This window comes from Streptomyces fractus (assembly GCF_049844455.1).
Lineage (GTDB): Bacteria > Actinomycetota > Actinomycetes > Streptomycetales > Streptomycetaceae > Streptomyces > Streptomyces fractus.
This window is the reverse complement of record NZ_JBMYHI010000002.1, coordinates 7,948,845-7,973,848: the sequence shown is the minus strand read 5'-3', so window position 1 is coordinate 7,973,848 and position 25,004 is coordinate 7,948,845. Positions and strand designations below refer to the sequence as shown.

The 25,004-nt window shown below is 72.5% G+C and carries 19 protein-coding genes and 1 pseudogene; 9 read left to right on the top strand and 11 right to left on the bottom strand.

What is annotated here, in order from left to right:
- Positions 1 to 3: 3 nt before the first annotated feature.
- The 8 genes from ACP4E5_RS38100 to ACP4E5_RS38065 form a co-directional block, all read right to left on the bottom strand.
- Positions 4 to 1,059: a LacI family DNA-binding transcriptional regulator gene (locus tag ACP4E5_RS38100; protein WP_425837193.1), complete on the bottom strand. Its 1,056-nt coding sequence runs from the start codon at positions 1,057 to 1,059 to the stop codon at positions 4 to 6.
- The gene (locus ACP4E5_RS38095; protein WP_425837190.1) at positions 1,059 to 3,017 is read right to left on the bottom strand and encodes an alpha-amylase family protein; all 1,959 of its coding nucleotides are present in this window, start codon (positions 3,015 to 3,017) and stop codon (positions 1,059 to 1,061) included. Before ACP4E5_RS38095 ends, ACP4E5_RS38100 begins: the two co-directional genes overlap by 1 nt.
- Positions 3,014 to 4,867: an MBL fold metallo-hydrolase gene (locus ACP4E5_RS38090; RefSeq protein WP_425837187.1), complete on the bottom strand. Its 1,854-nt coding sequence runs from the start codon at positions 4,865 to 4,867 to the stop codon at positions 3,014 to 3,016. The genes ACP4E5_RS38095 and ACP4E5_RS38090 overlap by 4 nt, the downstream gene beginning before the upstream one ends.
- Before the next feature lie 317 nt (positions 4,868 to 5,184).
- Complete coding sequence (locus tag ACP4E5_RS38085) at positions 5,185 to 6,075, bottom strand: Gfo/Idh/MocA family protein (protein WP_425837184.1); 891 nt, start codon at positions 6,073 to 6,075, stop codon at positions 5,185 to 5,187.
- Entirely contained in the window at positions 6,072 to 7,325 is a 1,254-nt protein-coding gene (locus ACP4E5_RS38080; protein WP_425837181.1) for an ROK family transcriptional regulator, read from the bottom strand. Before ACP4E5_RS38080 ends, ACP4E5_RS38085 begins: the two co-directional genes overlap by 4 nt.
- Positions 7,326 to 7,364: 39 nt before the next feature.
- The gene (locus ACP4E5_RS38075) at positions 7,365 to 8,231 is read right to left on the bottom strand and encodes a carbohydrate ABC transporter permease (RefSeq protein WP_425841971.1); all 867 of its coding nucleotides are present in this window, start codon (positions 8,229 to 8,231) and stop codon (positions 7,365 to 7,367) included.
- A 14-nt stretch (positions 8,232 to 8,245) separates the two neighbouring features.
- Positions 8,246 to 9,268: a carbohydrate ABC transporter permease gene (locus tag ACP4E5_RS38070; protein WP_425837178.1), complete on the bottom strand. Its 1,023-nt coding sequence runs from the start codon at positions 9,266 to 9,268 to the stop codon at positions 8,246 to 8,248.
- Positions 9,269 to 9,313: 45 nt separating this feature from the next.
- Positions 9,314 to 10,717 carry an ABC transporter substrate-binding protein gene (locus tag ACP4E5_RS38065; protein WP_425837175.1) on the bottom strand — a complete coding sequence of 468 codons (1,404 nt, stop codon included), beginning with the start codon at positions 10,715 to 10,717 and terminating at the stop codon, positions 9,314 to 9,316.
- A 131-nt stretch (positions 10,718 to 10,848) separates the two neighbouring features.
- Here ACP4E5_RS38065 and ACP4E5_RS38060 point away from each other — a divergent pair, with 131 nt between their 5' ends.
- From ACP4E5_RS38060 to ACP4E5_RS38025, 8 genes and pseudogenes are all read left to right on the top strand, one after another.
- Positions 10,849 to 11,895, top strand: a complete 1,047-nt coding sequence (locus ACP4E5_RS38060; RefSeq protein WP_425837172.1) for a zinc-dependent alcohol dehydrogenase — start codon at positions 10,849 to 10,851, stop codon at positions 11,893 to 11,895.
- A gap of 68 nt (positions 11,896 to 11,963) precedes the next feature.
- Positions 11,964 to 12,763, top strand: a pseudogene (locus ACP4E5_RS38055) (TIM barrel protein).
- The gene (locus ACP4E5_RS38050) at positions 12,760 to 14,109 is read left to right on the top strand and encodes an MGH1-like glycoside hydrolase domain-containing protein (protein ID WP_425837169.1); all 1,350 of its coding nucleotides are present in this window, start codon (positions 12,760 to 12,762) and stop codon (positions 14,107 to 14,109) included. The pseudogene ACP4E5_RS38055 and the gene ACP4E5_RS38050 overlap by 4 nt, the downstream one beginning before the upstream one ends.
- Complete coding sequence (locus tag ACP4E5_RS38045) at positions 14,106 to 16,025, top strand: amylo-alpha-1,6-glucosidase (RefSeq protein WP_425837166.1); 1,920 nt, start codon at positions 14,106 to 14,108, stop codon at positions 16,023 to 16,025. The genes ACP4E5_RS38050 and ACP4E5_RS38045 overlap by 4 nt, the downstream gene beginning before the upstream one ends.
- A gap of 48 nt (positions 16,026 to 16,073) precedes the next feature.
- Positions 16,074 to 16,751, top strand: coding sequence for a uracil-DNA glycosylase (locus ACP4E5_RS38040; protein WP_425837163.1), 678 nt, complete (start codon positions 16,074 to 16,076; stop codon positions 16,749 to 16,751).
- Positions 16,748 to 17,710 carry an N-acetylglucosamine kinase gene (locus ACP4E5_RS38035; protein WP_425837161.1) on the top strand — a complete coding sequence of 321 codons (963 nt, stop codon included), beginning with the start codon at positions 16,748 to 16,750 and terminating at the stop codon, positions 17,708 to 17,710. Before ACP4E5_RS38040 ends, ACP4E5_RS38035 begins: the two co-directional genes overlap by 4 nt.
- 140 nt (positions 17,711 to 17,850) lie before the next feature.
- The gene (locus tag ACP4E5_RS38030) at positions 17,851 to 18,786 is read left to right on the top strand and encodes a sirohydrochlorin chelatase (protein ID WP_425837158.1); all 936 of its coding nucleotides are present in this window, start codon (positions 17,851 to 17,853) and stop codon (positions 18,784 to 18,786) included.
- A gap of 157 nt (positions 18,787 to 18,943) precedes the next feature.
- Positions 18,944 to 19,594: a class I SAM-dependent methyltransferase gene (locus ACP4E5_RS38025; protein ID WP_425837155.1), complete on the top strand. Its 651-nt coding sequence runs from the start codon at positions 18,944 to 18,946 to the stop codon at positions 19,592 to 19,594.
- 4 nt (positions 19,595 to 19,598) lie between these two features.
- On the opposite strand, the gene ACP4E5_RS38020 is transcribed toward ACP4E5_RS38025, so the two are convergent.
- The 3 genes from ACP4E5_RS38020 to ACP4E5_RS38010 all read right to left on the bottom strand — a co-directional run bounded on the left by ACP4E5_RS38020 (position 19,599) and on the right by ACP4E5_RS38010 (position 24,062).
- Positions 19,599 to 20,639 carry a lactonase family protein gene (locus ACP4E5_RS38020; RefSeq protein ID WP_425837152.1) on the bottom strand — a complete coding sequence of 347 codons (1,041 nt, stop codon included), beginning with the start codon at positions 20,637 to 20,639 and terminating at the stop codon, positions 19,599 to 19,601.
- 223 nt (positions 20,640 to 20,862) lie between these two features.
- Complete coding sequence (locus ACP4E5_RS38015; protein WP_425837149.1) at positions 20,863 to 22,215, bottom strand: nitric oxide synthase oxygenase; 1,353 nt, start codon at positions 22,213 to 22,215, stop codon at positions 20,863 to 20,865.
- Between the two features lie 356 nt (positions 22,216 to 22,571).
- A complete protein-coding gene (locus tag ACP4E5_RS38010) occupies positions 22,572 to 24,062 on the bottom strand; it encodes an FUSC family protein (RefSeq protein WP_425837146.1) in 1,491 nt (496 codons plus the stop codon).
- Between the two features lie 448 nt (positions 24,063 to 24,510).
- Here ACP4E5_RS38010 and ACP4E5_RS38005 point away from each other — a divergent pair, with 448 nt between their 5' ends.
- Positions 24,511 to 24,939, top strand: a complete 429-nt coding sequence (locus ACP4E5_RS38005; protein ID WP_425837144.1) for a hypothetical protein — start codon at positions 24,511 to 24,513, stop codon at positions 24,937 to 24,939.
- Positions 24,940 to 25,004 lie beyond the last annotated feature (65 nt).

The following is a 25,004-nucleotide window of genomic DNA, read 5'->3' as shown; positions in this document are numbered from 1 at the left end:
GGGTCAGCTCTTGGGCGGGGCGGTCGAGCCGCGCAGCACCAACTCGGGCTGGAGGACGACCGATTCGGACCGTCCTGTCCCGTCCCGTCCGACCCGGTCGAGCAGCAGCTCGGCGGCCCGTCCCCCGAGGTCGAACACGGGCTGCCGTACGGCGCTCAGGCCGGGCTCGACCATCTTCATCCATGCCAGGTCGTCGAAGGAGACGACCGAGCAGTCCTCCGGTACGGCGGAGCCGCGCCGCTTGAGTTCCTGCCACACGAGCTCGGCCATGACGTTGTTCGCGGCGAACACGGCGGTCAGGGACGGGTTTCCGTCGAGGAAGACGGCGAGCTGCTCGGCCTGGTCGTCCTCGCCCTGGCTCAGGTCCAGGACGTGCCGGCGCGGCACGGGAAGACCCGCGTCCCGCAGCGCCGCCCGATAGCCCTTGAGCCGGTTGCGCCCGGTGTCCCACTGGACCTCGTCGACGACGATGGCGATGTCACGGTGGCCGAGCCCGATGAGGTGCTCGACGGCGAGCCGCGCGCCCCGCTCGTTGTCGATGGCGACGGCGTCGCAGCCGCGCACTCCCGATCTGCGGTCCAGCTCGGTGACCGGGACGCCGTGCCCGACGAGGGTCTCGGTGGCCCCGCGCGCGACGGGCGTGAGCAGCACCCCGTCGGCCCGCATCGCCAGGAACGCGCGCGCCCCGGCGGCGGCCCGCTCCTCGTCGGCGTGGTCGTCGACGAGGACCATCTGGTAGCCCGCGGCGGACAGCGTGTGTTCCACGCCCGCGGCCAGCTCGGCGTAGAACTGGTTGCGCAGGTCGGAGACGAGGACGCCCACGAGCCCGCTGCTGCGCCCCTTCAGGGTGCGCGCCGACACGTCGGGTACGTAGCCGAGCCGCTCGGCGGCGGCCTCGACGCGCTCCTTGATGTGGTCGGCGACGTAGCCGTGGCCGCCGAGCGCCCGGGAGGCGGTGGAGCGCGAGGTGCCCGCGGCCTCAGCGACGTCGCGCAGGGTCGCCCGCGCGCGTCTGCCGCCCGAGCCTCCGCCGCGCGCAGCGGCCGCCCCGTTCGCCATCAGGCCGTCCTTCCCGTCGCCCCCGCTATGCGGTCCCCGCGCTGGTCACGTCCGCGCCATCGGGCCCACATCGTCCGCAACGCAGCGTAGTCGATGTCCTCCAGCGGCTCGCCCGTCCGGTCCACGTGGGTGCTCAGGTAGAGCGCGGGGACGCCGAGTTCGTCCTTCATCCCGGTGTACTCGCGCCACTGTTCGCGGTCGGGCGCGCACCAGTCGTCGGTGTCGACGGGTGTGTCGGGGCAGGCGGCCGTGGCGACGGCGGCGCGCAGCCGCATCTGTGGCACCACGCGCGCGTACGGGTCCGGGTCGTCGAGGCGCAGCATGTCGTTGAGCCGGATCATGTCGGTGACGTCGGCGAAGGCCGGGTGCGGGGTGTGGGTGACCACGAGCGCGTCAGGCTTGGCGTCCTTGGCGGCCTCGTACACGACGTCCAGGTAGGCGTGCAGGAGCGCGATCCCCCATACGTCGCCGTCGTGGGTGCGCAGGCCTTCGCCGGAGGGTGTGTCGGCCGTGAAGTCGATCTTCAGCCCGTCGGCATCGAGTGCGTCTGGGCCCGCGGCCGACAGCATGGTCCGGATGTTCTCGGCGAGGAGTTCGCGGGCCTCGGGGTGGGTGGGGTCGAGGGCGACCGGGCGGCCGTCGGCGGTGCGCACGCACAGCTCGTCGGGTACGCCTTCGGTGGCCCAGGCCCGCCACCAGAGGAGAACCTTTTGGTCGCGCGTGTGACGGTCCGCGATCCATTTCCTCAGCGAAGGCCAGCGCGCTTCGTCGGGACGCCAACTCCCATACGACTGCTGCCATTTGTCGTCGATGACGATGGTTCCCGGTACGAGGCCGTGGGCTTCGAGGTGGTCCAGGTGTGCGTCGTACTCGGCCTGCGTGCTCAGCGCGGGGGCGGGTGTGCCGGTGGCGCGGGAGCGGGCCATCTGGGCGCCCCAGCCGCAGAACATCGGCTCCGTCCACCACGCGGGGCGGTCCTCGGGCGCGGTGCGCGGGTGCGCGGTCCAGCCCTCGCGCTCCAGCCAGTCGCGGTGTGCGCGCAGGCCCGTGTACGGGTCCGGGTGGCCGGGCGAGAGGAGCACGGAGGGCGAGCGGTGCACGCCGTCGACGCGAGTGTGGCCCTCGTGGGCGAGCGCCAGGTGGAAGCCGCCGTCGGAGGGCACGTACGTCAGCTCGGTGAAGGTCAGGGCGGGAAGCGGCGCTCCGGCCGATACGGTCCACCAGCCGTGCGGGGCCTGCGCGGTGGCCGGGTCGGCGGTGTCGTCGAGGCGGTCCTCGGTCAGGGCGAGGGCGAGCGGGGCGGGCGTGAAGAACCAGTGGCCCCGACCGGGACGGGCGTCGCCGCACACCCCGACGACGGCGCTCTCGCCGGCGCCCCGGGTGAGGCGGCGGGGCGGTCCCGGGTTCGGCGTGAACAGCGTCTGCCAGGCGTGACCACTCGGGCGCAGGCCGCCCCCACGACCGCCGAGCGCGGCACGCCCGGCGAGCAACAGGCTCTGCCGCAGGGCGCCTTCACCCTCGACCTCCCAGCTGAGCACGGGACCTTCGGGCGTGCAGGTGATCCGGGTCCGGGCCGCGCGCCAGGCGCTGCTGCGGCGGCCGATCGTGATCACCGGGTGCGCTCCCGTGACATCGAGCACGGGGGCCTCGACGGACAGGGTCTCGTCGGTACGGTCGGTGCGGTCGAGGGCGCCGGCGAGTTCGAGGTGGACGGGCTGGTGGCGACCAGGCCCAGGCGGCGCCAGACGCGGATCGGGGCAAGCATCGGGGCAATCGAGCCCGCCTTTGGGACGAGAGCCGGCGGGGTCCGGGGCGGAGCCACGCGACCGGCGGACGGACACCCGCGAGCCACTCGCGCGGAGCTCGGCCGCGAGGCCATCCGCGGCGACCGTCATCTCCCAGCCCGCCGCCCGCACCTCGACCGCGCCGTCCACCAGCTCGGTGTGAATCAACGTCATCGCACGCTCACCAATGCCTCCGCCTGCTGCCCGAATGCCATTTGCCCCACCGTCATGTCCACCGCGACCCGCATCCGCTCCGCCGCGGGGGCGTCATCGGGCACACGCAGGGTGAACCGCGCCTCGGCCGTCTCCCGCCCGGCGAGCTTGAGTTGGCGTACGGGTGGATCCGCTTGCCAGCCGGGTGGGACGACCAGTTCGAGCCGCGCCGTCTCCGCCCGGGGGAACGGGTTGCGCACCTCGACCGTGAGCGGCACCGTGCCGCCCGGCGCGGGCGTGCTGCGGTACGGGAAGATCCGCGCGCCGAAGCCTTCCGCCTCGAAGTCGACGTCGCGCGGCAGGAGTTCACGGTGCAGGCGGGCCAGGCGCGCGCCCTCCGTGGACAGCATGTCGAGGTAACCGTCGCTCACCTCGAACGGCTGCCAGTGCCCGCTGATCATCACTTCCGGGCGCAGTCGCTGGTACAGCTCGGCGCTGCGCACGAAGTCGTCGATGCGGAAGCGGTTGCGGTACTGGTAGTTGAGCAGCTCCGGCTGACCGCCGTCCGGGGTCCACGCGGTGTTCTGCTGGTCGCCCGTGGCGATGACCCGGCGGCCGTCGACGGTGAAGGAGTAGGCGGCCGCGTAGAGGGTGTGCCCGGGCAGTTCGTGGACGCCGATCTCGTACTCGCGCCAGCGTACGGTGCCGCTGTCCGGCAGCGTGCGGTCGACCGGGATCGGGTCGTACCAGAGGCAGGGCAGGTCCCAGCGGGTGGGCGCGGAGAGCACGGGGGCGATGTGGGCGGGGGCCCAGACCTCCGTGCCGTGCACCTCCCGGAGGAGGTTGAAACCGGCGACGTGGTCGTCGTGGTAGTGCGTCGGCAGGGCGACCTCGACGCGCTCGATGCCGTGGTCGCGGCGCAGCGCCTCGATCGAGGCGAGCAGCGGCCGGCGGGAGGAGCGGTCGTGGCCGCCGGGCAGGCCGGTCATCAGGTCGAAGCCGAAGTCGATGAGGAGGGCGGTGCCGCTGTCGGAGAGCAGGGCGTAGGAGTTGGCCATGCTCGTGACGTTGCGCAGGAGGTGCGGAGTGACCGGCTTCCACGGGCTCGCGAGCATCGGCTCGGGTTCCCAGGGGGTGGCGCGGCGCATGTCGATGAGGTCCTGGAGACGGGTGCGCAGGCGGGTCACCGCGGCGGGCGGGTCGGTGACCGTCTCTCCGTGGGACGGCAGGAGCAACTCCGGTTCGTACTGGAGGAGTTGGATGCAGGAGAGGATCGTCGCCGCGGCGCCTTCCACCCCGGCGTTCGGATGCCATCCGGTGTACGCCCACTGCGTCGCGGCGAGCGACCAGACGCGGCCCTCGCCGTGGATCAGGTCGCCGGTGAAGGCGAGGCGGCGGCCGTTGACGTCCACGACGTAGCCGACCGAGCCGACCGTGTGGCCCGGCAGCGGCAGGGTATGGATGTCGAACGCGCCGTGGCGGGCCGTGCGGTACTCGGCGACGGTGCCGGTGACCGGGACCTGCTTCAGGAGCGAGAAGCGGTCCTGGCGCACGTCGTAGTCGTTGTCCAGGGGGCGGGTGCGCCAGTGCTCGTCGACCGCGTCGATCAGGTCGCGTTCCACCGGGGGGACCCAGATCCGGATGCCCTCGCGGGCGGCGCGGGCCAGGCCCTGGACCTGGTCGCGGTGGTGGTGGGTGACGAGGACGTCCGTCACCCGGTCGATGCCCAGGGCGGCGAGTTCGTCCAGGACGCGGCCCGCGCCGAAGTCGACGAGGACGGCTTCGCGTCCGCTTCTCAGGACGTAGACGTGGCAGGTGTCGTGGAAGCGGTAGACGTCTTCCGTAACGCGCTCGTATGGCATCGATCCCATGTGGGAACGGTGCCATGTGGGGGCGGGTGGGTCAATGGTTTCGGTGCGGCGGGGTTAGGGCCTGTCGTGTGGGTCAGGCCGGATCAGGGAGCGGGGGAATGGGGCCTCCCCTGCTCGAGCGAAGCCGAGAGCTTGGGGAAGCGTGCGATCGCAAGGCGGAGGAGGGAGTCGACGCGGAGCGTCGGCGACCGACGACAACGCCGCGAGCGTGCGTGCCAGCCCCCGCGAGCCCGGCCTGACCCACACGACAGGCCCTGGGTCGCGGGGCTCTGCCCCGGGCCCCGCTGCTCAATCGCCGCAGGGGCTTGAATTGCTGGTCACGCTTGGGCTGCCTGTGTCAGCAAGCGTTGAAGTCTCAGGCCCCTGTGTGCGTCCAGTTCGCCGGAGCGGCCCGTTCGCACTGCCTCCGCGAACTCCCGGCGCAGGATCGGCCAGCATTCCTCGTGGTCGATCTCTGCCGTGTCGTAGATCAGTTCCGGGGCCGGGCCGAAGAGTTCGACGCGGGTGAGGGCGCGGGGGCGGGACACGCGGCCGGAGAGGGAGGCCTGGCTCACCGCGCCGTTCTCGTGTTCGCAGGTCAGTTCCAGCCAGCGGCGGGAGTCGCCCGTGGCGCGGATCGACGCGATCGGGCCGACCGCCGCGTCGAGGAGGTCGAGGAGGTGGGGGCCCAGGTCGTAGAGGGCGCCGTGTTCCAGGCGCCAGGACGTGGCGAAGTCGCCGCCCAGGAAGGCCCCGTGGAGGTAGCAGGAGCGGGCGCCCGTCACCTCGGTGCGCCGCGCCTGTTCGATGAAGCGGCGCGTCGTCGGGTGGTAGCGCTTCGTCAGGACGAGTTGGGAGACGACGCCCGCCTCGTCGATGGCGTCCACGAGGCGTTCCGCCGATGCCAGGTCCAGCGCGAGGGGCTTCTCCAGCAGGAGCGCCTTGCCCGCCTTGGCCGCCCTCGGCGCCAACTCGGCCTGGACGGAGGGCGGTACGGCGAAGGCGACCGCCTCGCAGTGGTCGAGGAGTTCGTCGAAGCTGCCCGCGACCGTCGCGCCATGGGGTTCGGCCGTCTCGCGGGCCGCGTCCGTCCGGCGGGCCCAGACGGCGGTCAGCTTCGTCTCCGGTCCCGCGGCGAGCATGCGGGCATGCATCGTGCGGGCCCAGGGGCCGGCGCCGACGAGGCCCACTCGGACGGGGTCGTGGGGCCATGCGGGGTTCGAGGTCACGAGGTTCCTTGTGCGGCTTGCTGGGCTTGTGGGTCGGGGCGATCGGCGAGGGCGCGCAGCCGGGCGTCCGCGCGTTCCGGTGCGTAGAGGACGTCGACGACCATCGCCGCCGCGCCGGTCAGGCCCGCGTGGTCGCCGAGGCGGGAGGTGACGACGTCGAGGTGGGCGGTGGTGCGCGGCATCGCGCGCTGGTAGAGGAGTTCGCGCACTCCGGTGAGGAAGGGGATGCCCGCCAGGTCGCCGGCGAGCATCAGGACGCCGGGGTTGAGGAGGGTGACCACCGTGACCAGGACCTCGCCCGCGCGCTGTCCCGCTTCGCGCGCGAGGCGGACCGCGTCCGGGTTTCCCTGTTCCAGCAGGGTCTTCACGTCGGTGCCGGACGCGACGTCCATGCCCAGGTTGCTCAGGGCCTTGGCGAGCGCCCGGCCGCTCGCCACCGCCGCCAGGCAGCCGTAGGACCCGCACATGCACAGCGCGTCGGGCCTGTCGTGCAGCCGGATGTGGCCGATGTCGCCGGCGCCGCCGTCGATGCCGCGGAAGATCTCGTTGTTGACGACGACGCCCGCGCCGATGCCCGTGGACACCTTGATGAGGACGAAGGCCGCGCAGTCGGGGTGGCCCGCCTGCTGTTCGGCCAGTGCCATGAGGTTGGCGTCGTTGTCGACGAAGACGGGGATCGTCCGGCCGGTCGTGTCCGCCAGGGAGGTGCCGACATGCTCGGCGTACGCCTCCTGCGTCCGCTCCCTGATCGGGAAGCGGTCCCAGCCCGGCATGATCGGCGGCTGGACGACCTGTCCGGTCTCCCAGTCCACCGGGCCCGGCACCGACAGGCCGATGCCGCAGACCCGCTCGGCGGGGGTGCCGGACGTTTCGAGGAGGTCCGGGAAGCAGCGGGCCAGCCGGTCGAGCACCCGGTCGGGGCCGTCGCCGATGTCGAGGTCGACGGTGTGCTCCGCGAGGACCGTGCCCGCGAGGTCGAGCACGGCCACGCGCGCGTACCGGGTCTCCAGGTCCACCGCGAGGACGGCGGCGTGGCCGGGGTCGAAGACGATGCGGTGCGAGGGCCGCCCGCCGGTGGAGGTGCCGGTGTCCTGGCGCAGCCAGCCCGCCCGGTCGAGTTCGTCGAGGCGGAACCCCACCGTCGACCGGGAAAGGCCGGTCGCGCGTTGCAGCTCGGCGCGGGTGTTGGCCTGCCCGCCGCGGATCAGTTGCAGCAGTCGGCCGGCGCTCGCCGGGCTTGGCGTGCTCATGGTCTTCTTCCCCCTGGTCACCTGGGTCGTCTCCCCCGGTCAGCTCTTGTCCGCGCCGGCGGTGAGACCCTCGGTCAGCAGGCGTTCCGCGGCGAAGAACAGGATTACCACGGGGATCGTCAGGACCACGGATCCGGCCATGAGCACCGTCTTCGACACCTCGATGCCGTTGGACAGCTGGGCGAGGCCGAGCGACACCGTCCATTTGTCGGGGTCGGCGGCCAGGAAGAGGAGCGCGAAAAGGAACTCGTTCCACGCGATCATCAGCACGTAGAGGCCCGTGGCCATGAGCGACGGCAGCGCCAGCGGCAGGATGACCTTGCGGACCGTCTGGAGGCGGCTGCAACCGTCGAGCGCCGCCGCCTCCTCGATCGAGTACGGGATGGTGACCAGGTAGTTCTTGAGCATGTAGATCGCTACGGGCACGGTCTGCGCCACGTAGACGATCGCGAGGCCGACGAGGCTCGACGACAGGCCGATCTTCGCGAACATCACGAACAGCGGGACCGCGAGCAGCGTCGACGGGAACATGTAGACCGCGAGGAACAGCGCGCTGACCTGGCGGTTGCCGAAGAACTTGAGGCGGCTGATGGCGTACGCGCCGGGGACGGCCGCGAGCAGGGTCAACAGGACCGTGCCGAGGGACACCATGGCCGAGTTGCGCAGGAGTTGGAGGAAGCCCTGGCCGCCGTCGCCGGTGGAGCGCAGCACCTCGGTGTACGTGTCGAGGGTGAACTGCTTGGCCGACACCCACAGGGAGCCGGGGTCGAGCAGCAGCGCGTCGATCGGCTTCACCGACAGCAGCAGCATGTAGTAGAAGGGCACGATCGTGATCAGCGCGAGGAACGCGATGACCACCCAGCGTGCGACGCCGAAGAACCGCTCCTCGAACTGCGCGCGCGTCATGGCGGGCCTCGTCGTCACGACTCCTCCTGGACCTTGTTGCCGAAGAACTTGAAGTACAGGCCCAGCAGGACCATGAGGGAGACGGCCAGGACGAGGGCCTGGGCGGCCGCGGCGCCGACGTCGTAGCGCGAGGTCAGGAAGTCGTAGACGCGCACGGCGGCGACGTCGGTGCCGGCGCCGCCGCCGGTCAGCAGGTAGACGTCGTCGAACTTGTTGAACGTCATGATGAAGCGCAGCACGCACAGCAGCGCGATCACCGGCATCAGCTGCGGCAGCAGGACGTGCCGGAAGCGCTGGGTGGGTGTGGCGCCGTCGACCTTCGCGGCCTCTTCCAGGCCGTCCGGGACCGCCTGGAGGCGGGCGAGGATGAAGAGGAACGCGAACGGGAAGTAGCGCCAGCACTCGAAGGCGATCACCGTGAGCAGGGCCAGCGGGATGTCGAAGTGCACGCCCAGGACGTGGACTTCGTACGCGCGCGTGGACAGGAACGCGATCGGGTCGTCCCAGCCGAACAGCTTCTGGCCCCACTCGTTGACGATGCCGTACTGCGGGCTGAGCGCGACCTCCCACACGAACGCGACGGCGACGACCGGCGCCACGTACGGCAGCAGCATCGCGGCGCGCAGCAGTCCGCGTCCCCGGAAGGGCTTGCGCAGGGCGAGCGCGGCGATCAGGCCGAGCGCGACGGAGCCGAAGGTGGCGCCGACGGTGTACGTGAGCGTGGTGCCGAGGCTGGACCAGAAGCCGGCGGAGTCGAAGACCTGCGAGAAGTTGCGCAGGCTCCAGTTGCCGAACAGGCCCATGCCCTGGATGTCGACGAGCTTGGCGCGCTGGAAGGCGAGCAGCACGGTCCACACGATCGGCAGCACCACGACGACGAGGACGACGAGGAAGGTGGGGCTGACGAAGGCGAGGCCCGCGCGGTTGGTGCGGCGGCTCGCGGTCATCGGCTTGCGGGGTCGGCGGCCGCCGGGCGGGTTCGGTGATCCGTCCGGCGGGTTGTGGCGCTGTGTCGCGCCGGTGGTTGCGGTAGTCATGGCGAGGCTTTCGACGGGGAGTTCAGGAAGGGGCCGGGCGGGCTGCTACTGGAGCGACTTCTTCAGGGCGGCGACCTCTTCCTCGGCCTCGCGCGAGGCCTCGCGGGGTGAGGTCTGGCCCGAGGTCATGGCGCCGATGGCCTTCGGCACGGGCAGTTCGCCGTTGGTGGCGCCGACCAGTGCGCCCTCGCCCTGCTCGATGCCCCAGCGGCGCAGGTCGCCGATGCCGCCGGCCAGTTGGTCGAGAACCCGCGGCGAGTAGACCTCGTCGAGGGGCTTGCGCTCGCCGACCCCGATCTTGCTGTTCCGCCAGGCGGTCATGTACTTCCCGGGGTCGGCGGCGGTGCCGCGGCGGACCGGGATCTTGCCCTCGGGGGCCTGGCCGAACCAGGGCTCGTAGCCGGTGCCCATCATGTACTCGATGAACTCGCGGGAGGCGGCCGTCTCGGCGGTCTTGGTGGTCACCCAGGACGTGATCTCGCCGAACTGTGCGGCCTTTTTCGCCTTCGCGCCCTTGAGGGCGGTGACGATGCCGGTGTTGTCGGCGAGGAACTGCTTGTCCTTGCCGCACTGCGGGCAGCTGGGCAGGGCGTCCTTGCGCAGGCCCGCCAGCTCGTCGAGGAGGAAGGAGGACCAGATCATCATCGACGAGCGGCCCGCGAAGTAGGTGGCGCGCGTCGAGTCGACGGTCTGGGTGCCGGGGGCTCCGTACTGGCGCGCCAGCTGGTCGTAGGTGTGGAACGCCTCGACGCACTGCGGGGAGTCGAGGGTGACCTTGCCGTGGCCGTCGACGAGCTGGCAGTCGTTGGCGAGCGCCAGGCTCTCGAAGCTCTGCGAGGTGAAGACGTCGGAGGGGTCGGTGGCGGCGGAGACGCCGTCGTGCCCCTTGGTGGTGAGCTTCTTGGCGGCCGTGACGAGCTTGTTGTACGTGTCCGGCTTGCCCAGGCCCGCCTTGGCGAAGTCGTCCTTGCGGTAGACGAGGAGCTGTAGCCAGGCGTCGGAGGGGACACCGAGGCTGACCTTGCCGTCGCTGGTGAGCTTGAGGGCGTTCTTGTCGAACGTCCCCCGGCCCAGCTTCTTGACGATCTGCCGGGGTATGTCCGTGTTGAGCAAGCCGTTGCTGTACATCTGCCAGGTCTGGCCCATGGGGGCGGCGCCGATCACGTCGGGCAGGTGGCCCGACGCCGCGGCGGACATGATGAGTTGGGGCATCTGCCCCTCGTCGACGCCGACGAGATGCACCTTGATGCCGGTCTTCTTCTCGAAGCCGTCGATGATCTTCTGCGTCGCCGCGACGCGGTCCGGGAGGTTCTCCTGGGACCACACGGTGATCTCACGGTCCGGTGTGCCCGGCCCCGTGCTGCTGGAGCAGCCGGTGAGCAGTCCCATGCCCAAGGCTGCCGTGGCGCCGACCGCGGTCATCCTCGACCGTCGTGTCCTGGTGCGCATTGCCCGTCCCCATCGCCGACTTACGTCTATCAAGCACGCATCTCAGCACTACTTTTGCCTGTTGACAAGACATAAGTTGCGGATATCGTCGACTCAACCAACAGCCGCACCACCCTTTTTCGGAGTCGTCCGTGGAACGCGTCGTTCAATTCACAGGTCCCCGCCAGGTGGAGGTGGCCGAGCACGAGAGCCTGGAGCTGCCGCCCGGCCACCTGCGCGTCCACACCCGCTACTCGGGCATATCGGCCGGCACGGAGCTGACCGCCTACCGCGGCACGAACCCCTATCTGACCCGGACCTGGGACGCGGACGCCCGGCTGTTCCGCGACGACGAGGCGGGCATCAGCTACCCGGTCGTCGGCTGGGGCTACTCCGAGGTCGGCGAAGTCACCGAGGTCTCCCCGGAGTTGGCCGACACGCCTGGCATGCCCAAGGTCGGCGACCTCGTGTGGGGCATCTGGGGCCACCGCAGCGAGGGCATCGTCCCGGCCGAGCGCATGATCGGCCACACGCTCCCGGCGGGCCTCGAACCCCTCGCCGGCGCCTTCGCCCGGGTCGGTGCCATCGCGTACAACGCGATCCTGGCCGGCGGCATCAACCTCGGCGAGGACGTCGCCGTGTTCGGCCAGGGCGTCATCGGCCTGATCGCCACCCGCCTCGCCCAGCTCAGCGGCGCCCGCGTCACCGCGGTCGACGCGATGGACGCCCGCCTGGAGTCGGCGAAGAAGTACGGCGCCCACGCCACGCTCAACGCCCGCACGGACGCCGTCGCCGAGCGCATCCGCGAGGCCACCGGCGGCCGCGGCACCGACCTCGCCATCGAGATCAGCGGCGTCTACCCGGCGCTGCACCAGGCCGTGCGCTCGGTGACCGTCGGCGGCCGCGTCGTCGCCTCCGGCTTCTACCAGGGCGACGGCATGGGCCTGCGGCTCGGCGACGAGTTCCACCACAACCGCGTCGAGATCGTCTGCTCGCAGATCGGCGGCGTCCCGGCACCGCTGTCCGGGCGCTGGACGGTGGAGCGCCTCCAGCAGACGTTCCTGCGGCTCGTCGCCGAGGGGCAGGTGGACGTGGAGTCCCTCGTCAGCCATGTCGTCCCGGTCGCGGACGCGGCCGACGCCTACGTGCTGCTCGACGAGCGCCCCGCGGACGCCCTCCAGGTCGTCCTGGCGTTCTGAGACGTTCCGAGCCGGCCCCACCACACGCCCGACACGGCCCCAGCGGGCCTGAGAGGTACCCAGAGAACATGCTGAAGTTCGCTGCCCAGGAACAGCTGCTGCCCGGCGAGAGCCTCCAGGAGAAATGGGAGTTCGCGCAGGGCGCCGGGTACGACGCCATCGAGCTGCGCGCCAAGGGCGACCTGCACTTCGCCTCCCGGCTCCCGGAGTTGAAGCAGGCGCTCAAGGACGGCGTCGTCATGCCGACCGTGTGCGTCGAGATGCTGCACTTCTTCGGCGCCTTCGACGACGGGCTGCGCCGCGACGCGATCGTCCAGATGAAGTCGCAGCTGTCCGTCATCGCGGAGCTCGGCGGACTCGGCGCGCAGACCCCGGCCTCGTACGGGATGTTCTCGCGCCGGCTCCCCCGTTCGAGCCGCCGCGCTCGGAGCGCCGGGACCGCGAGATCCTGCTCGAAGGGCTCACCGAGCTCGGCGAGCACGCGTCCGCCGAGGGCGTCACGCTCTACCTCGAACCGCTCAACCGGTACGAGGACCACATGGTCAACCGCCTTGAGCAGGCAGCCGAGTTGATCAAGGAGGTCGGTCTTGACTCGGTCCGGATCGGCATCGACAGCTACCACATGAACATCGAGGAGTCGGACCCCGCGCAGGCGATCCTCACCCACGCCCCCTACATCGGGCACGCGCAGGTGTCGGACTCCAACCGCTTCCAGCCGGGCGCGGGGCACCTCGACTGGCAGGCGTGGCTGGGCGCCCTGCACACCGCCGGCTACGAGGGGTACCTCGCGGCCGAGTGCCGGCTGACCGGCGACCCGGTCGAGGCGGTCCGCTCGGTGCCGGCGTTCCTCAAGGGGTCCGGCGCGTGACCGCTCTCCTCGACGGGCCCACCCGTACCGCCACCGCGAGCCAGGCGCTGCGGCGCGGCGCGGGCCGGGTCCTCCTCGACAACTGGGTGGGCGCGAACACGGTGCCGTCCCGAACTCTGTATCCGCACCAGTGGAGTTGGGACTCCGCGTTCATCGCGATCGGCCTGCGGCACCTGTCCGCGCGCCGGGCGCAGCGCGAGCTGGAGACGCTGCTCGCCGCGCAGTGGGGCGACGGGCGTGTCCCGCACATCGTGTTCAACTCGGCGGTGCCGAACGGGGCGTACTTCCCGAGCCCCGACTTCTGGCGCTCGTCCACGGCGGGCGCCGGGGTGGGCGCGCCCGCCTCGCCGGAGACGTCGGGCATCGTCCAGCCGCCCGTGCACGCGCTGGCCGCGTGGCTCGTGCACCGGGCCGATGAGGCCGAGTCGCGGCGCCGCGGCTTCCTGGACCGGGTGTATCCGCGCCTCGTGGCGTGGCACCGCTACCTCCTCGACCGGCGTGACCTGGGCGGCGGCGGGCTCGCGGCGATCGTGCATCCGTGGGAGCCCGGCATGGACAACAGCCCTTGCTGGGACGCCCCGTTGACCCGCATCACCCCGGCCGATCCCCGCGGCTACCGGCGCGCCGACCTCGACCACGGCCACCCGGCGGACCGTCCCACGGACCTCGACTACGGCCGCTATGTGCGGCTCGCCGTCGACTACCGCGACGCGGGGTACGACGACCGTGCGGCCGCGCATCCGTTCCGGCTCGAAGACCCGTGCGTGAACGCCCTGTTGATCGCGAGCGAGCTGGCGCTCGCCGAGATCGCGGAACGCGTGGGCGGCGCCCCGGACGCGCACGAGGCGCAGGCGGCGAAGCTCACCGACACGCTGGTGACACGACTGTGGGACGAAGAGGCCGGCCTGTTCCGGGCCCGCGATCTGGTCGACGACGCGTTCGTGCCGGCGCGCAGCGTGGCGGGGCTCGTTCCGCTGCTCGCGCCCGGGCTGCCCGAGGCGGTCGTGGACCGCCTGGTGTCGACGTTGGACGGCCCGGCCTTCCACGCCGACTCCACGGCCCTCGTGCCGAGTTACGACCTGACGGGCCCGGCCTTCGACCCGACCCGGTACTGGCGGGGTCCCGCCTGGTTCAACACCGCGTGGCTCATCGAGCGCGGCCTGCGCACCCACGGCCGGCACACCCACGCCGACCGGATCCGGGGCGCGTTCCTCGACACGGCGGGCGCGTCCGGGTTCGCGGAGTACGTCGACCCGACGACGGGCGCGGCGCGCGGCGCCCGCTCGTTCTCGTGGACGGCGGCCCTCACTCTTGACCTGCTCAACGATGGGGAGACGACGGCATGACGCGCGCCCAACTCGTGCGCGACGGCACGTTCGCGCACATCGACCCCGACGGCGGTGTCACCGGTACGCGCGGTGCCACGCCGGACGGGCTGTTCGTGCGCGACGCCCGGCACCTGAGCCGTTGGCAGCTCACCGTCGACGGCACCGCGCCCGTGGTGCTCTCCCCCGTCGGGCCGGCCGGGGAGTGTGTGCTCACCCCGGAGGGGACCCGCGACGCGCCGCCCGCGTACACCGTGTTCCGCCAACAGGCCGTCACAGCGGGCGAGTTCACGGAGACCCTGCATCTGGTCAGCAACAGTCCGGACCCGCTCGTCGCCGAGGTCGTCATCACCGCGGACGCCGACTTCGCCGACACCTTCGAGCTGCGCGCGGACGAGCGCCGCTACCCCAAGCCCGGCGCGGAGCGCACGGCTCACCGCAGGGACACGGGTGTCGAGTTCGCCTACCACAGGGCCGATTGGCACTCCCGCACCGTCGTGTCCGCGACGCCCGCGCCCGACTCCGTGCGCGGCGAGGGCCCGTGCGAGCTGACGTGGCGGCTGGATCTGGCGCCGCACGGCCGGGCGGAGCTGCGACTGCGTGTCACGGCGCATCCGCACGGCGGACCACAGATCCCGGCGACCCGGGTTCGCGGCGGCGAGGCCGAACTCGGCGACGTAGCAGACGACTTGGCCGAGTTGAGAGCCTTGGGCGCGGCTTGCGCTCAAGGGCTCGCGGATCTCGACCTGTTGACGATCTCCGCTCCCGGTGTGGACGGTGAACCCGTCAGCATCCCGGCGGCAGGTGTGCCGTGGTTCCTCACCCTGTTCGGCCGGGACTCGCTGCTCACCTCGTACTTCATGCTCCCCTACCGGCCCGCCCTCGCGGCCGGCACGCTGAGCGCGCTCGCCGCCGCGCAGGGGCGGGAGTACGACACGTTCCGCGGCGAGCAGCCCGGCCGCATCGTGCACGAGACGCGGCGCGGCGAGCTGGCCCACTTCGGGCAGGTGCCGTACGGGCGTTACTACGGGACGATCGACGCGACGCCGCTGTTCCTGGTGCTCCTTCACGCCCACTACGAGGCGACGAAGGACGGGGCACTCGCCGCCCGCCTGGAGGCGCACGCGCGCTCCGCCGTCGACTGGATGCTCGGCGACGGCGGCCTGCGCGAGCACGGATACCTCGTATATGAGCCGGACCCGAACGGCCTCGTCAACCAGAACTGGAAGGACTCCGCCGGCGCCGTCTGCTTCAAGGACGGCACCCAGGCGGACGGCCCCATCGCCGTGTCCGAGGCCCAGGGGTACGCGTACGACGCGCTGCGCCGCACGGCCCGGCTCGCCGCGGAGGTGTGGCAGGACGGCGCGTACGCACGGGAGTTGGACGGGCTCGCCGACGAGCTGCGGGCGCGTTTCGCCCGTGACTTCTGGCTGGCCGAGGACGACTTCCCGGCGCTCGCCCTCGACGGGTCGGGCCGCCAGGTCGACGCTCTCGCCTCGGACGCCGGGCATCTGTTGTGGTCCGGCATCCTCGACGAGGACCGCGCCCGGCGCGTGGGCCGGCGCCTCCTCGAACCGGACTTCTTCTCCGGGTGGGCGATCCGTACGCTCGCCGCGGACCAGCGGCCGTACCACCCGCTGTCGTACCACCGCGGCAGCGCCTGGCCGCACGACAACGCCGTCATCGCGCTCGGCCTCGCCCGCTACGGTCTCGCCGACGAGCTGCGCCGGTTGACATCCGGCCTGGTCGACGCGGCGGCCGGGCACGGGCACCGGCTCCCCGAGGTGCTCGGCGGCTACCCGCGCGCCGACGCCGCCCGCCCGGTCCCCTATCCGCACTCCTGCTCCCCGCAGGCGTGGGCGGCGGCGACACCGTGGGCACTGCGCACGGCTCTCGACACGGTAGGGGGCATCACCCTTACCACGGCGGGCGGTTGACGGCGGCCGGTTGAGGCGCGGTGCCGGGACGGCAGTAGGGTGACGCCCGTGGCACCACGACCTCTGCATGAAATCGTCGAAGCGGGCTGGGCGAAGGCCCTCGAGCCCGTGGCCGGGCAGATCTCCGCGATGGGGGAATTCCTCCGCGCGGAGATCGGCGCCGGGCGCACCTACCTCCCGGCGGGCGCCAACGTACTGCGCGCCTTCCAGCAGCCGTTCGACGACGTGCGGGTGCTGATCGTCGGACAGGATCCCTACCCCACGCCGGGGCACGCTGTTGGTTTGTCATTCTCCGTGGCCCCGGACGTACGCCCCCTGCCGCCCAGCCTCATCAACATCTACCGCGAGTTGAACGCGGACCTGGGCCTGCCGCAGCCGTCCAACGGGGACCTGACCCCGTGGGCGCAGCAGGGCGTGCTGCTGCTGAACAGATCACTGACCGTTGCGCCCCGACGTCCGGCCTCGCACCGCGACAAGGGCTGGGAGCAGGTCACCGAGCAGGCCATCCGCGCCCTCGCCGACCGCGGCACACCGCTCGTGTCGATCCTGTGGGGCCGTGACGCGCGCAACCTGCGGCCGCTGCTCAGCGACTACCCGGCGGTCGAGTCCTCGCACCCCTCCCCCATGTCGGCGGACCGCGGCTTCTTCGGCTCGCGGCCGTTCAGCCGGGCCAACGACCTTCTCGAACGCCAGGGCGCGCAGCCCGTCAACTGGCAGCTTCCATGACCGCGGCCGGGTGGGTGCTCGGGGTGGACTCGGGCGGCTCCGGGCTCCGGGTCGCCCTCGCGCCCGTCGGTGACATCGGGCGGGCGCTGACGAACGCTTCGTCCGTACCTGTGCGTACGTCAGGCTCCGGGATCGACCCCGGGCACATGGTCGAGCAACTGGTGCCGATGGCACGGGAGTTGCTGGACCGGGCCGGGGATATCGCCTTGTCCGCTGTCGCGTTGGGGGCGGCCGGGATGGCGACGCTCGGCGACGGGCTGCGGGCCGATTTGCCGGGCGCGTTCGCGCGTGAACTGGGCGTCCAGCGGCTCGCGTTGGCCGCCGATGGTGTCACCGCGTACGCGGGTGCGCTCGGGCAGCGGCGCGGGGCGGTCGTCGCCGCGGGCACCGGCATGATCTCCCTCGGCACCGACCTCGCGGGCTGGCGGCGGGCCGACGGGTGGGGGCATCTGCTCGGCGACTGCGGCGGCGGCGCGTGGATCGGACAGGCCGGGCTCGACGCCGCGATGCGCTCCTTCGACGGGCGGCGCGGCGGGAGCAAGGCGCTGCTCGCGCTCGCCGAGGAACGCTTCGGGCCCGCCGTCGAGTTGCCGGGCCGGATCTATCCGCGTACCGACCGCCCGGCGGCGCTGGCCTCCTTCGCACCGGACGTGGCGCGCTGCGCCGCCGACGACCCCGTGGCGGCGGGCATCCTGGGCCGGGCCGCCGCCCACATCGCCGAGGCCGCCGCGGCGGTCTGCCCGGCCGACGGCGGCGAGGTCGCCCTGACCGGCGGCCTGTTCAAGATGGGCGAGCCGCTGCTCGGGCCGTTGCGGGAGGAGCTGGCCGGGCAGCTTCCGCAGGCCACGGTCGTGCCCGCGGCCGGCGACCCCCTGCACGGGTCGCTCGTGATCGCCTCCGCGCTCGCCGCGGACGGGCTCCGGCTGCCGCTCGACCGGCGTCTGCTTCATGTGCCGTAATTCACTTCGAATGTCCCGCACACCCCTCCGGACCAGGACACTTGCAGGATTCGTAACTGAAAGGACAATCTCGGACGGAAACCGCTCACCTGCACCCTGACCGAACAACGAAGCCGGTCGAGCCAGTAGCATGCGGCGCCATGAGCACCCCCACTGGGCCCGCATCCGGCCTGCCCGTACGAATGCCGCGACCCCGACAGCCCGGACGCCACCGTCGTCCGGAACCCGTGGCCGCCCCCGAGGGCGCGCCGTCTCTTGTGCTCGCGGTGCCCGGCACGCCCAGCGCCGCCACGCGCATGCTCGCCGACGAGGTGGTGAGCATCGCCCGTTCCGAGCTGCCCGGTCTGGACGCGCGGGTCGGCTTCGTGGAGGGTGAGCTCACCGACTTCCCGATCTCCGCGGAGTTCCCCTCGCTGGCGTCCGTGCTCGCGCACGCCGCGAAGGAGCGCACCGCCCGCTACGAGCAGGCGCTCGCGGCCGGTGTCGAGGCGCAGGAGCCGGCCGGGCCCGTCGGCGTCGTCGTGCCGCTGCTCGCCGGCCCGGACAACGCGCAGCTGCGGCAGATCCGGCAGGCCATCGCCGACAGCCGGGTCGCCGCGGAGCTGACCGATGTGCTCGGCCCGCACCCGCTGCTGGCGGAGGCGCTGCACGTGCGGCTCTCGGAGGCCGGTCTGGCCCGCGCCGACCGCGCCCGCCTCTTCGCCGTGACCACGGCCGCGGACGGGATCATCCTCGCCTCCATAGGCGGCGAGGAGGCCGTGCAGGCCGCCGGGATCACCGGCATGCTGCTCGCCGCGCGGCTCGCCGTGCCGGTGATGGCCGCGGCGCTCGACGAGGAGGGCGCGGTCGCCGCCACCGCCGAGCAGTTGCGCGGCTCCGGTTCGCAGCAGTTGGCGCTGGCCCCGTACCTCGTCGGTCCCGAGCTCGACCCGACCGTGCTGGAGGCTGCCGCCAAGGACGCGGGGTGCGCCGTCGCGGAGCCGCTGGGGGCGTATCCGGCGATGGGCAAGCTCGCGCTGGCGAAGTACACGACGGCGCTTGGCATCTCCCCCCAGCCGGTTGCCTCCGGCGGCTGAGCGGTCGGGGGTCGGGGCTCGGGACGGCGTCCCGGGCCCCTCTTTTTGTCGCCCTACGGGCTCGGGTGTCCTCAATCGCCGGACGGGCTTGATCGGCTCGGTGCACGGGGCGGTTGAAGGGGGGACGAGGGCGGTATTTGGTGGTTACGGTCGGGGGATGAGCCTTGATGACGCCTTGGTGACGGAACAGATGGCTTACTACCGGGCACGGGCGCCCGAGTATGACCGGCCGTATGCGGAACGGGCGGATCTGCGGGAGCTGTTGCGCGGCAGTGCGGAGTGGCCCGTTCGCGGGGATGTGCTGGAGCTGGCTTGTGGGACGGGGCAGTGGACCGCGGTGTTCGCGCCGCGGGCCACGTCCGTGACGGCCGTCGACGCGTCGGAGGAAGTGCTCGCGATCGCGCGGGAGCGGGTGTCCGCGCCCAACGTACGGTTCGAGCAGGCCGATCTGTTCGACTGGCGGCCGTCGCGGCGCTACGACACCGTCTTCTTCGGGTTCTGGCTGTCGCATGTGCCGCCGGCCCGGATGCCGGGGTTCTGGAGCTCCGTTGCCGCCTCCCTCGCTCCGGGCGGCAAGGTGGTCTTCGTCGACGACGGGCCGTCCATGGCCGCGGACGAGGAGTTGCTGACGGACGAGTCCGCCCCGGCGGCCGTGCGCGAGCTCGACGACGGCAGCCGGTACCGCATCGTGAAGGTCTTCCACGACGCCGAGGCGCTCACCGGGGACCTGGCCGCCCTCGGCTGGGCGGCGGAGGTACGGCCCGCGGCGCGCAACTACCTCGTGGGCGTGGCGGAGCCGGCGGTCTAGATCTCTAGGCGAACACCACGCAGGACGGCGCCGGTACCGGCACGCTGCCGCCCCGGACCGGCACCCCGGACTCGCGGTCGACCGTGAACCACGTGACGTCGCCGGAGCGCTCGTTCGCGGCGTAGAGGAAGCGGCCCGACGGGTCGAGGGCCAGGTCGCGGGGCCAGTTGCCGCCGCAGGGGACGGTGCCGTGGAGGGTGGGCCGCTCGCCGGTCGGGTCGAGGGCGAAGAGGGAGAGCCGGTCGGCGCCGCGCGTCGCCGTCCACAGGAAGCGGCCGTCGGGGGCGACGACGATCGCCGAAGGGTACGCGTCGTCGGCCGGCGCGCCCGTCAGGACGGGGACCTCCGTGAGCGGCTTGACGGCGCCGTCCGCGGCGTTCCAGGCACAGACCGTCAGCGTGGGCGCGAGTTCGTTGAGGACGTACACGTAGTCGCCCGACGGGTGGAAGGCCAGGTGGCGGGGGCCCGAGCCGGGGCGCAGGGCCGTCTCCTGGTGCGGGAGGAGACCGCTTCCCTCGGGGTTCTTCGTGTACGTGCGGAGCGAGTCCGTGCCCAGGTCGACCGCGAGGGCCCAGGCGCCGCTCGGGTCCGGCAGGATCTGGTGGGCATGCGGGGACTGCTGGCGCTGCGGGTGCGGGCCCGAGCCCGTGTGGCGGTGGACCTCGGCCGCGGCGTCGGCCGGGATGCCGTCGCCCCGCAGCGGGACCGAACTGACGCTGCCGGAACCGTAGTTGGCGGTCAGCACCTGCCTCCCCCACACGGACAGATGGGTGGGACCCGCCCCGTCGACCGGCACCGGCGGCGCGGCGAGCGCGAGCGGCGCCGAGTCCGTGCGGAACGCGGCCACCGCCCCGTCGGCCGTCTCGCTCACCGCGTACAGCAGCCCGCCGGAGAGCGTCAGGTACGAGGGGTCGGGCAGCTCGTCCGTGGCGTCGAGGAGCGTGAGCGAGCCGTCCTTGGGGTCGAGCGCCGCGGTCACGATGCCGCGCCCGCCGGCCGCCGTGAACGATCCGATGTACGCCCGCTCTGCCTGACTCCCGGTCACTGCGTCCCCTTTCGGCGTGCGGGCCCGGCGCCCGTGCCGCCGACGGTAGCAGCGGGGGAGGGTCTGTCGATTGGATCAGGCCGGATCAGGGAGCGGGGTCTGGTGCGTGCGATCGCAAGGCGGAGGAGGGAGGCGACGCGGAGCGTCGTCGACCGACGACAACGCGGCGAGCGTGCGTGCCAGACCCCGCGAGCCCGGCCTGATCCAAACGACAGGCCCCAGGTCAGAGCAGGTCGCGCCAGGGCCTCGTCGGCCGTTCCACGGCGGGTTCCTCGCCGCGGGCGCGGGTGTGGGCGTCGGCGTGGTGGACGTAGGCCGGGGTGCTCTGTTCGTCGTCGTACGTGCGGTGGAAGACCGGGGTCGTCGAGCCGGAGAGCGGGGGGACGATCCAGGACCAGTCGGCGCCGACGGTGCGGCCTCGGGACTCCTCGCGGTCGACGTGCGTGAGGAAGCGCCGTGACTCGGTGTGGTGGTCGGCCATGGTGACGCCCGCGCTGTCGAAGGAGTGCAGGACGGAGCGGTTCAGCTCGACGAGCGCGCGGTCCTTCCACAGCGACCGGTCGCTGGAGGTGTCGAGGCCGAGGCGGTCGGCGAGGTAGGGCAGCAGGTTGTAGCGGTCGGTGTCGGCGAGGTTGCGGGCGCCTATCTCCGTGCCCATGTACCAGCCGTTGAAGGGCGCGGCGCCGTAGCAGACGCCGCCGATCTCCAGGCACATGTTGGCGAGCGCGGGAACCGCGTGCCAGCGCAGGCCGAGCGTGGACCACCAGTCGAACTCCGGGTGGTGGAGCGGGACTTCGAGGATCGCGTCGGCGGGAAGGTCGAAGCAGCGGGGCCGCCTGCGCGGGTCGTCCTGCACGATCAGCGGCAGTACGTCGAAGGGGCTGCCGTCGCCGCCGCGCCAGCCCAGGCGGCGGGCGTACGCGGTGAGTCCGGTGCCGCGCGGGTCTCCGACCACGTGGCCGTCGCGCTGGATGTAGCCGGCGTAGCGGATGAGTTGTTCGTTCCAGATGCGGGGGCCGGGGCGGTCCGGCCGGTCGGGTGCGAAGACCGTGATGAGCGGGCGGATGCGGCCGCCGGGGGCCGCCTCGCGCAGATGGTCGGCGCAGGCCTCGGCGATCTCCTCCGCGGTGGTGAGGTGCCGCAGGTCGCGTACGCGCAGGGACTGCCAGTAGAGGCGGCCTATGCAGCGGTTGGCGTTGCGCCAGGCGACGCGGGCGCCGAAGACGAGTTCCTGCGGGGTGTGCGTGTACGTGCCCGTGGCCGCGAGTTCGGCGTCGACCTCGGCGAGGCGGGCGGCCGGGTCGCCGAGGCCCTGCTCGGCGTGGTGCTGGCGGACGAACGCGGCGGCGGCGTGCGCCACTTCGCCGGTGCCGCGGACGGGGGTGGGGTTGGGGGGCTTGGGGCGGGCGCCCTCGGCGGTGACCGGGCAGCGGTCGTGGCGGGGCGATTCGGGGGCGTGGGCGCCGGTGCGCCGGTTCGCGGCGAGGGCCAGCCAGCCGGCGGCGTCCGCCGGGTCCGGCGCGTTCGTCACGTCCTCCGCGGCTCGTGTTCCGTTCCGGCGCAGGTTGCTACGCATGGTGCACCCCCAGCGGCTAGTCATCGGCGCGCGGCCCGCTCCCGCACGGGTGTGCGCCCTGGATGTTCGATGGCGCGGGGTCTACCCGTCAGGCGAACTGATCCACCCTGTATGTGCCCCGGACACGTGCCTCAAACGGTGCGGCGGTGTCGACGCCGCTGCGAGACAACCACAAGTCGCCGCGGGTGGGCGGCGGGTTACGGACGCCCCCGGGGCGCGAGGGATTACACGGGGGCGCACGCCCCGCCTCAGCACGCCCCGCCGGCCAAGCCCCGTCAGATTAAGCCCCTGCGACGATTGAGCAGCGGGGTCCGGGGCAGAGCCCCGCGACCGGAGGACGGACGACCGCCACGGCCCTACACCTCTCGCGCCCCGCGCAACGGCACCGCGAGCTCGACAAGAGCCCGCTCAAGCCCGTGCAGATGCGCCAGCACCGGATGCTCCGCGTCAGCGGCATGCGGCACGGGCACCACAGCGCGAGCGTACGGCGCGGGCGCCGTGAGCACCTCGACCGCCGCCTCCACCCGCTGGCACGCCGCGGCGAGCCGCGCGTCGTGGGAGGCCTCCGGGTCCGCCGCGACGGACGCGAGCCCGCGCACCTCGCGCGCGCAGTCGTCGAGCAGCGCGAGCACCTGCCGGGCCCGGCCCTTGCGCGCCTTCACGGGGCTCAGCGGATGCACGAGCGGCGACAACGAGAGCCGTACGCGCCCGAGGATGTGCTCGAGCTCCGCGACGCGCGGCGCCGGGTCCGCGCTCGCGTCGCCGCCAAGGCGCGCCGCCGCCTCGGCGGTGCACGCGTGCACGCAGCGCAGGGCCCGCTCGACCCACGCCTCGGTGACGGAGTGCGTGGTCACGGGCAGCAGGAGCAGCACCGCGAGCACGGCGCCGAGCGAACCGACCGCCGTCTCCGCCACCCGCAGAGCCAGCAGCGCCGGGTCGAGCACGCCGAGCAGCCCGTACAGCATGCTCGCCATGACGGTGACCGCGAGCATCATCCACGTGTACGAGACGTGCGCGGTGTAGAAGATCCCGAAGACGCTGACCGCGACGACCACGGCCGCGGCCACGGCGTGTTCGTGCAGCGGGACGGCGACCAGGAAGCCCAGCACGATGCCGAGCACCGTCCCGAGGAACCGGCGGAATCCCCGCACCACGGTCTCGCCCCGCGACGTCGTCGCCACGAACACCCACCACGTGGCGCCCACCGCCCAGTACCACCGCTGGTCCGAGAGCAACTGCCCGATGCCGAGCGCGAACCCCGCCCCCACGGTCGCCTGCACGGCCTGCCGCGTCGTGATCCGCGCGAGCCCCGCGCCGCCGGTCGGCGCGGGCACACCGACGGGAGCCGGGAGCCGCCGCTCGTAGCACCACACCCCGAACCTGACGACGGCGGCGGCGCCGAGCGACAGCAGCACGGCGACGTACAGCTCGGGCAGTTGCGCCGGGACGGTGTGCAGGAACTGGGCGGCGAAGAAGGTCATGAACGCGAAGACGCCGAGCGAGTGCCCGCGCGGCCCCCAGCGCCGCGCGTACACGCCCGCTCCCACGACGGCGAGGAAGGCGAGATCGCGCGCGAGGGGCAGATCGTGCAGGGCCGCGGCGAGCGCGAGCACCGGCAGTCCGACGGCCGGCAGCAGCGCCGTCGTGACGGCCTGCCCGCGCACCGTCGCGTCGGTCACCGTGAACAGCGCGAGCAGCGCGGCGAGGCCGCCCGTGATCGCGCCCGGCAGCGAGTGCCCGACCGCGCCGCACAGTGCGACGGCGAGCCCGATCCCCAGCACGGCCCGCGCCGCGAACCGCAGCCGTATCCGCCCGGGATCCGCCGCCACGAACGCCCTCTTCAGCACAGTGCCCCGCCCCTTCCGTACCGCGTTCGTCTCCTGTACACGCAAAAGGCGCCGCGGAGACCCTTCCGGGTTCGCAGCGCCATCGACAGGGCCATTGCAGCACCTGTGGGTCCTGTGGTTCAACAGAGGCCGTGATCGCTGAGCCATTGGCCCAGTTCCCGACTCGCGTCCCGTCGCCCCACCGGACCATCTGTCCAGCCGGGCCGGGCGGCCTCGCCGTCCCGCGGCTCCCCTGCGTCCGGGCAGTCACTTCTCCCGACCAGAAAGCTCGTGATGCGCGGTGTCTGTGAAGTGACGGTGAAGCGGGTTTCGGCTGCTCGGGACGGGCAACATGCCGCCCGTGACTCACCCCAGCGACGGCATTCCGAACAATGCCCCATACGGCTCCAGCCCGAACAGGCCCCCCTATAGAGGCCCTTATCCCCCACAGAACGGAGACACCGCCCCGATGCACGGCGGCCCCCGCACCCCGTACGACGGCCCCCCGCCGCCCGCCTACCGCCAGGAACCGGACATCCCGTACGAGCCCGTCCCCCAGACCGGTTACGGCCAGAACTCCGGGTTCACGCCGTCCGGCCGCCCGGTGCGGAACCGCAGCGGACGGGGCGCGGACCGACTCGCCCTGGTCGTGCACACGCTGGCCGACATCGCCGCGGCCTTCCTCGCCCTGTGGATCCTGCTGTACCTGCTCGACGCGAACCAGTCGAACGTGTTCGTCGACTTCGTGCACGGCATGGCCGACTGGCTCTCCGGCTGGTCGCAGGACATCTTCACCATGGACACCGAGGGGCTGCGCGTCTTCTTCAACAACGCACTGCCCGCGGTGATCTATCTCCTGGTGGGCCACGGCGCCGCCGCCTGGATCCGCCGCCTCTGAGGCGCTCGTCGGCCGGACTTCGGGGCGGCCCCCAACGCCCTGGAGACTCCGCCGACGGGCCCCTT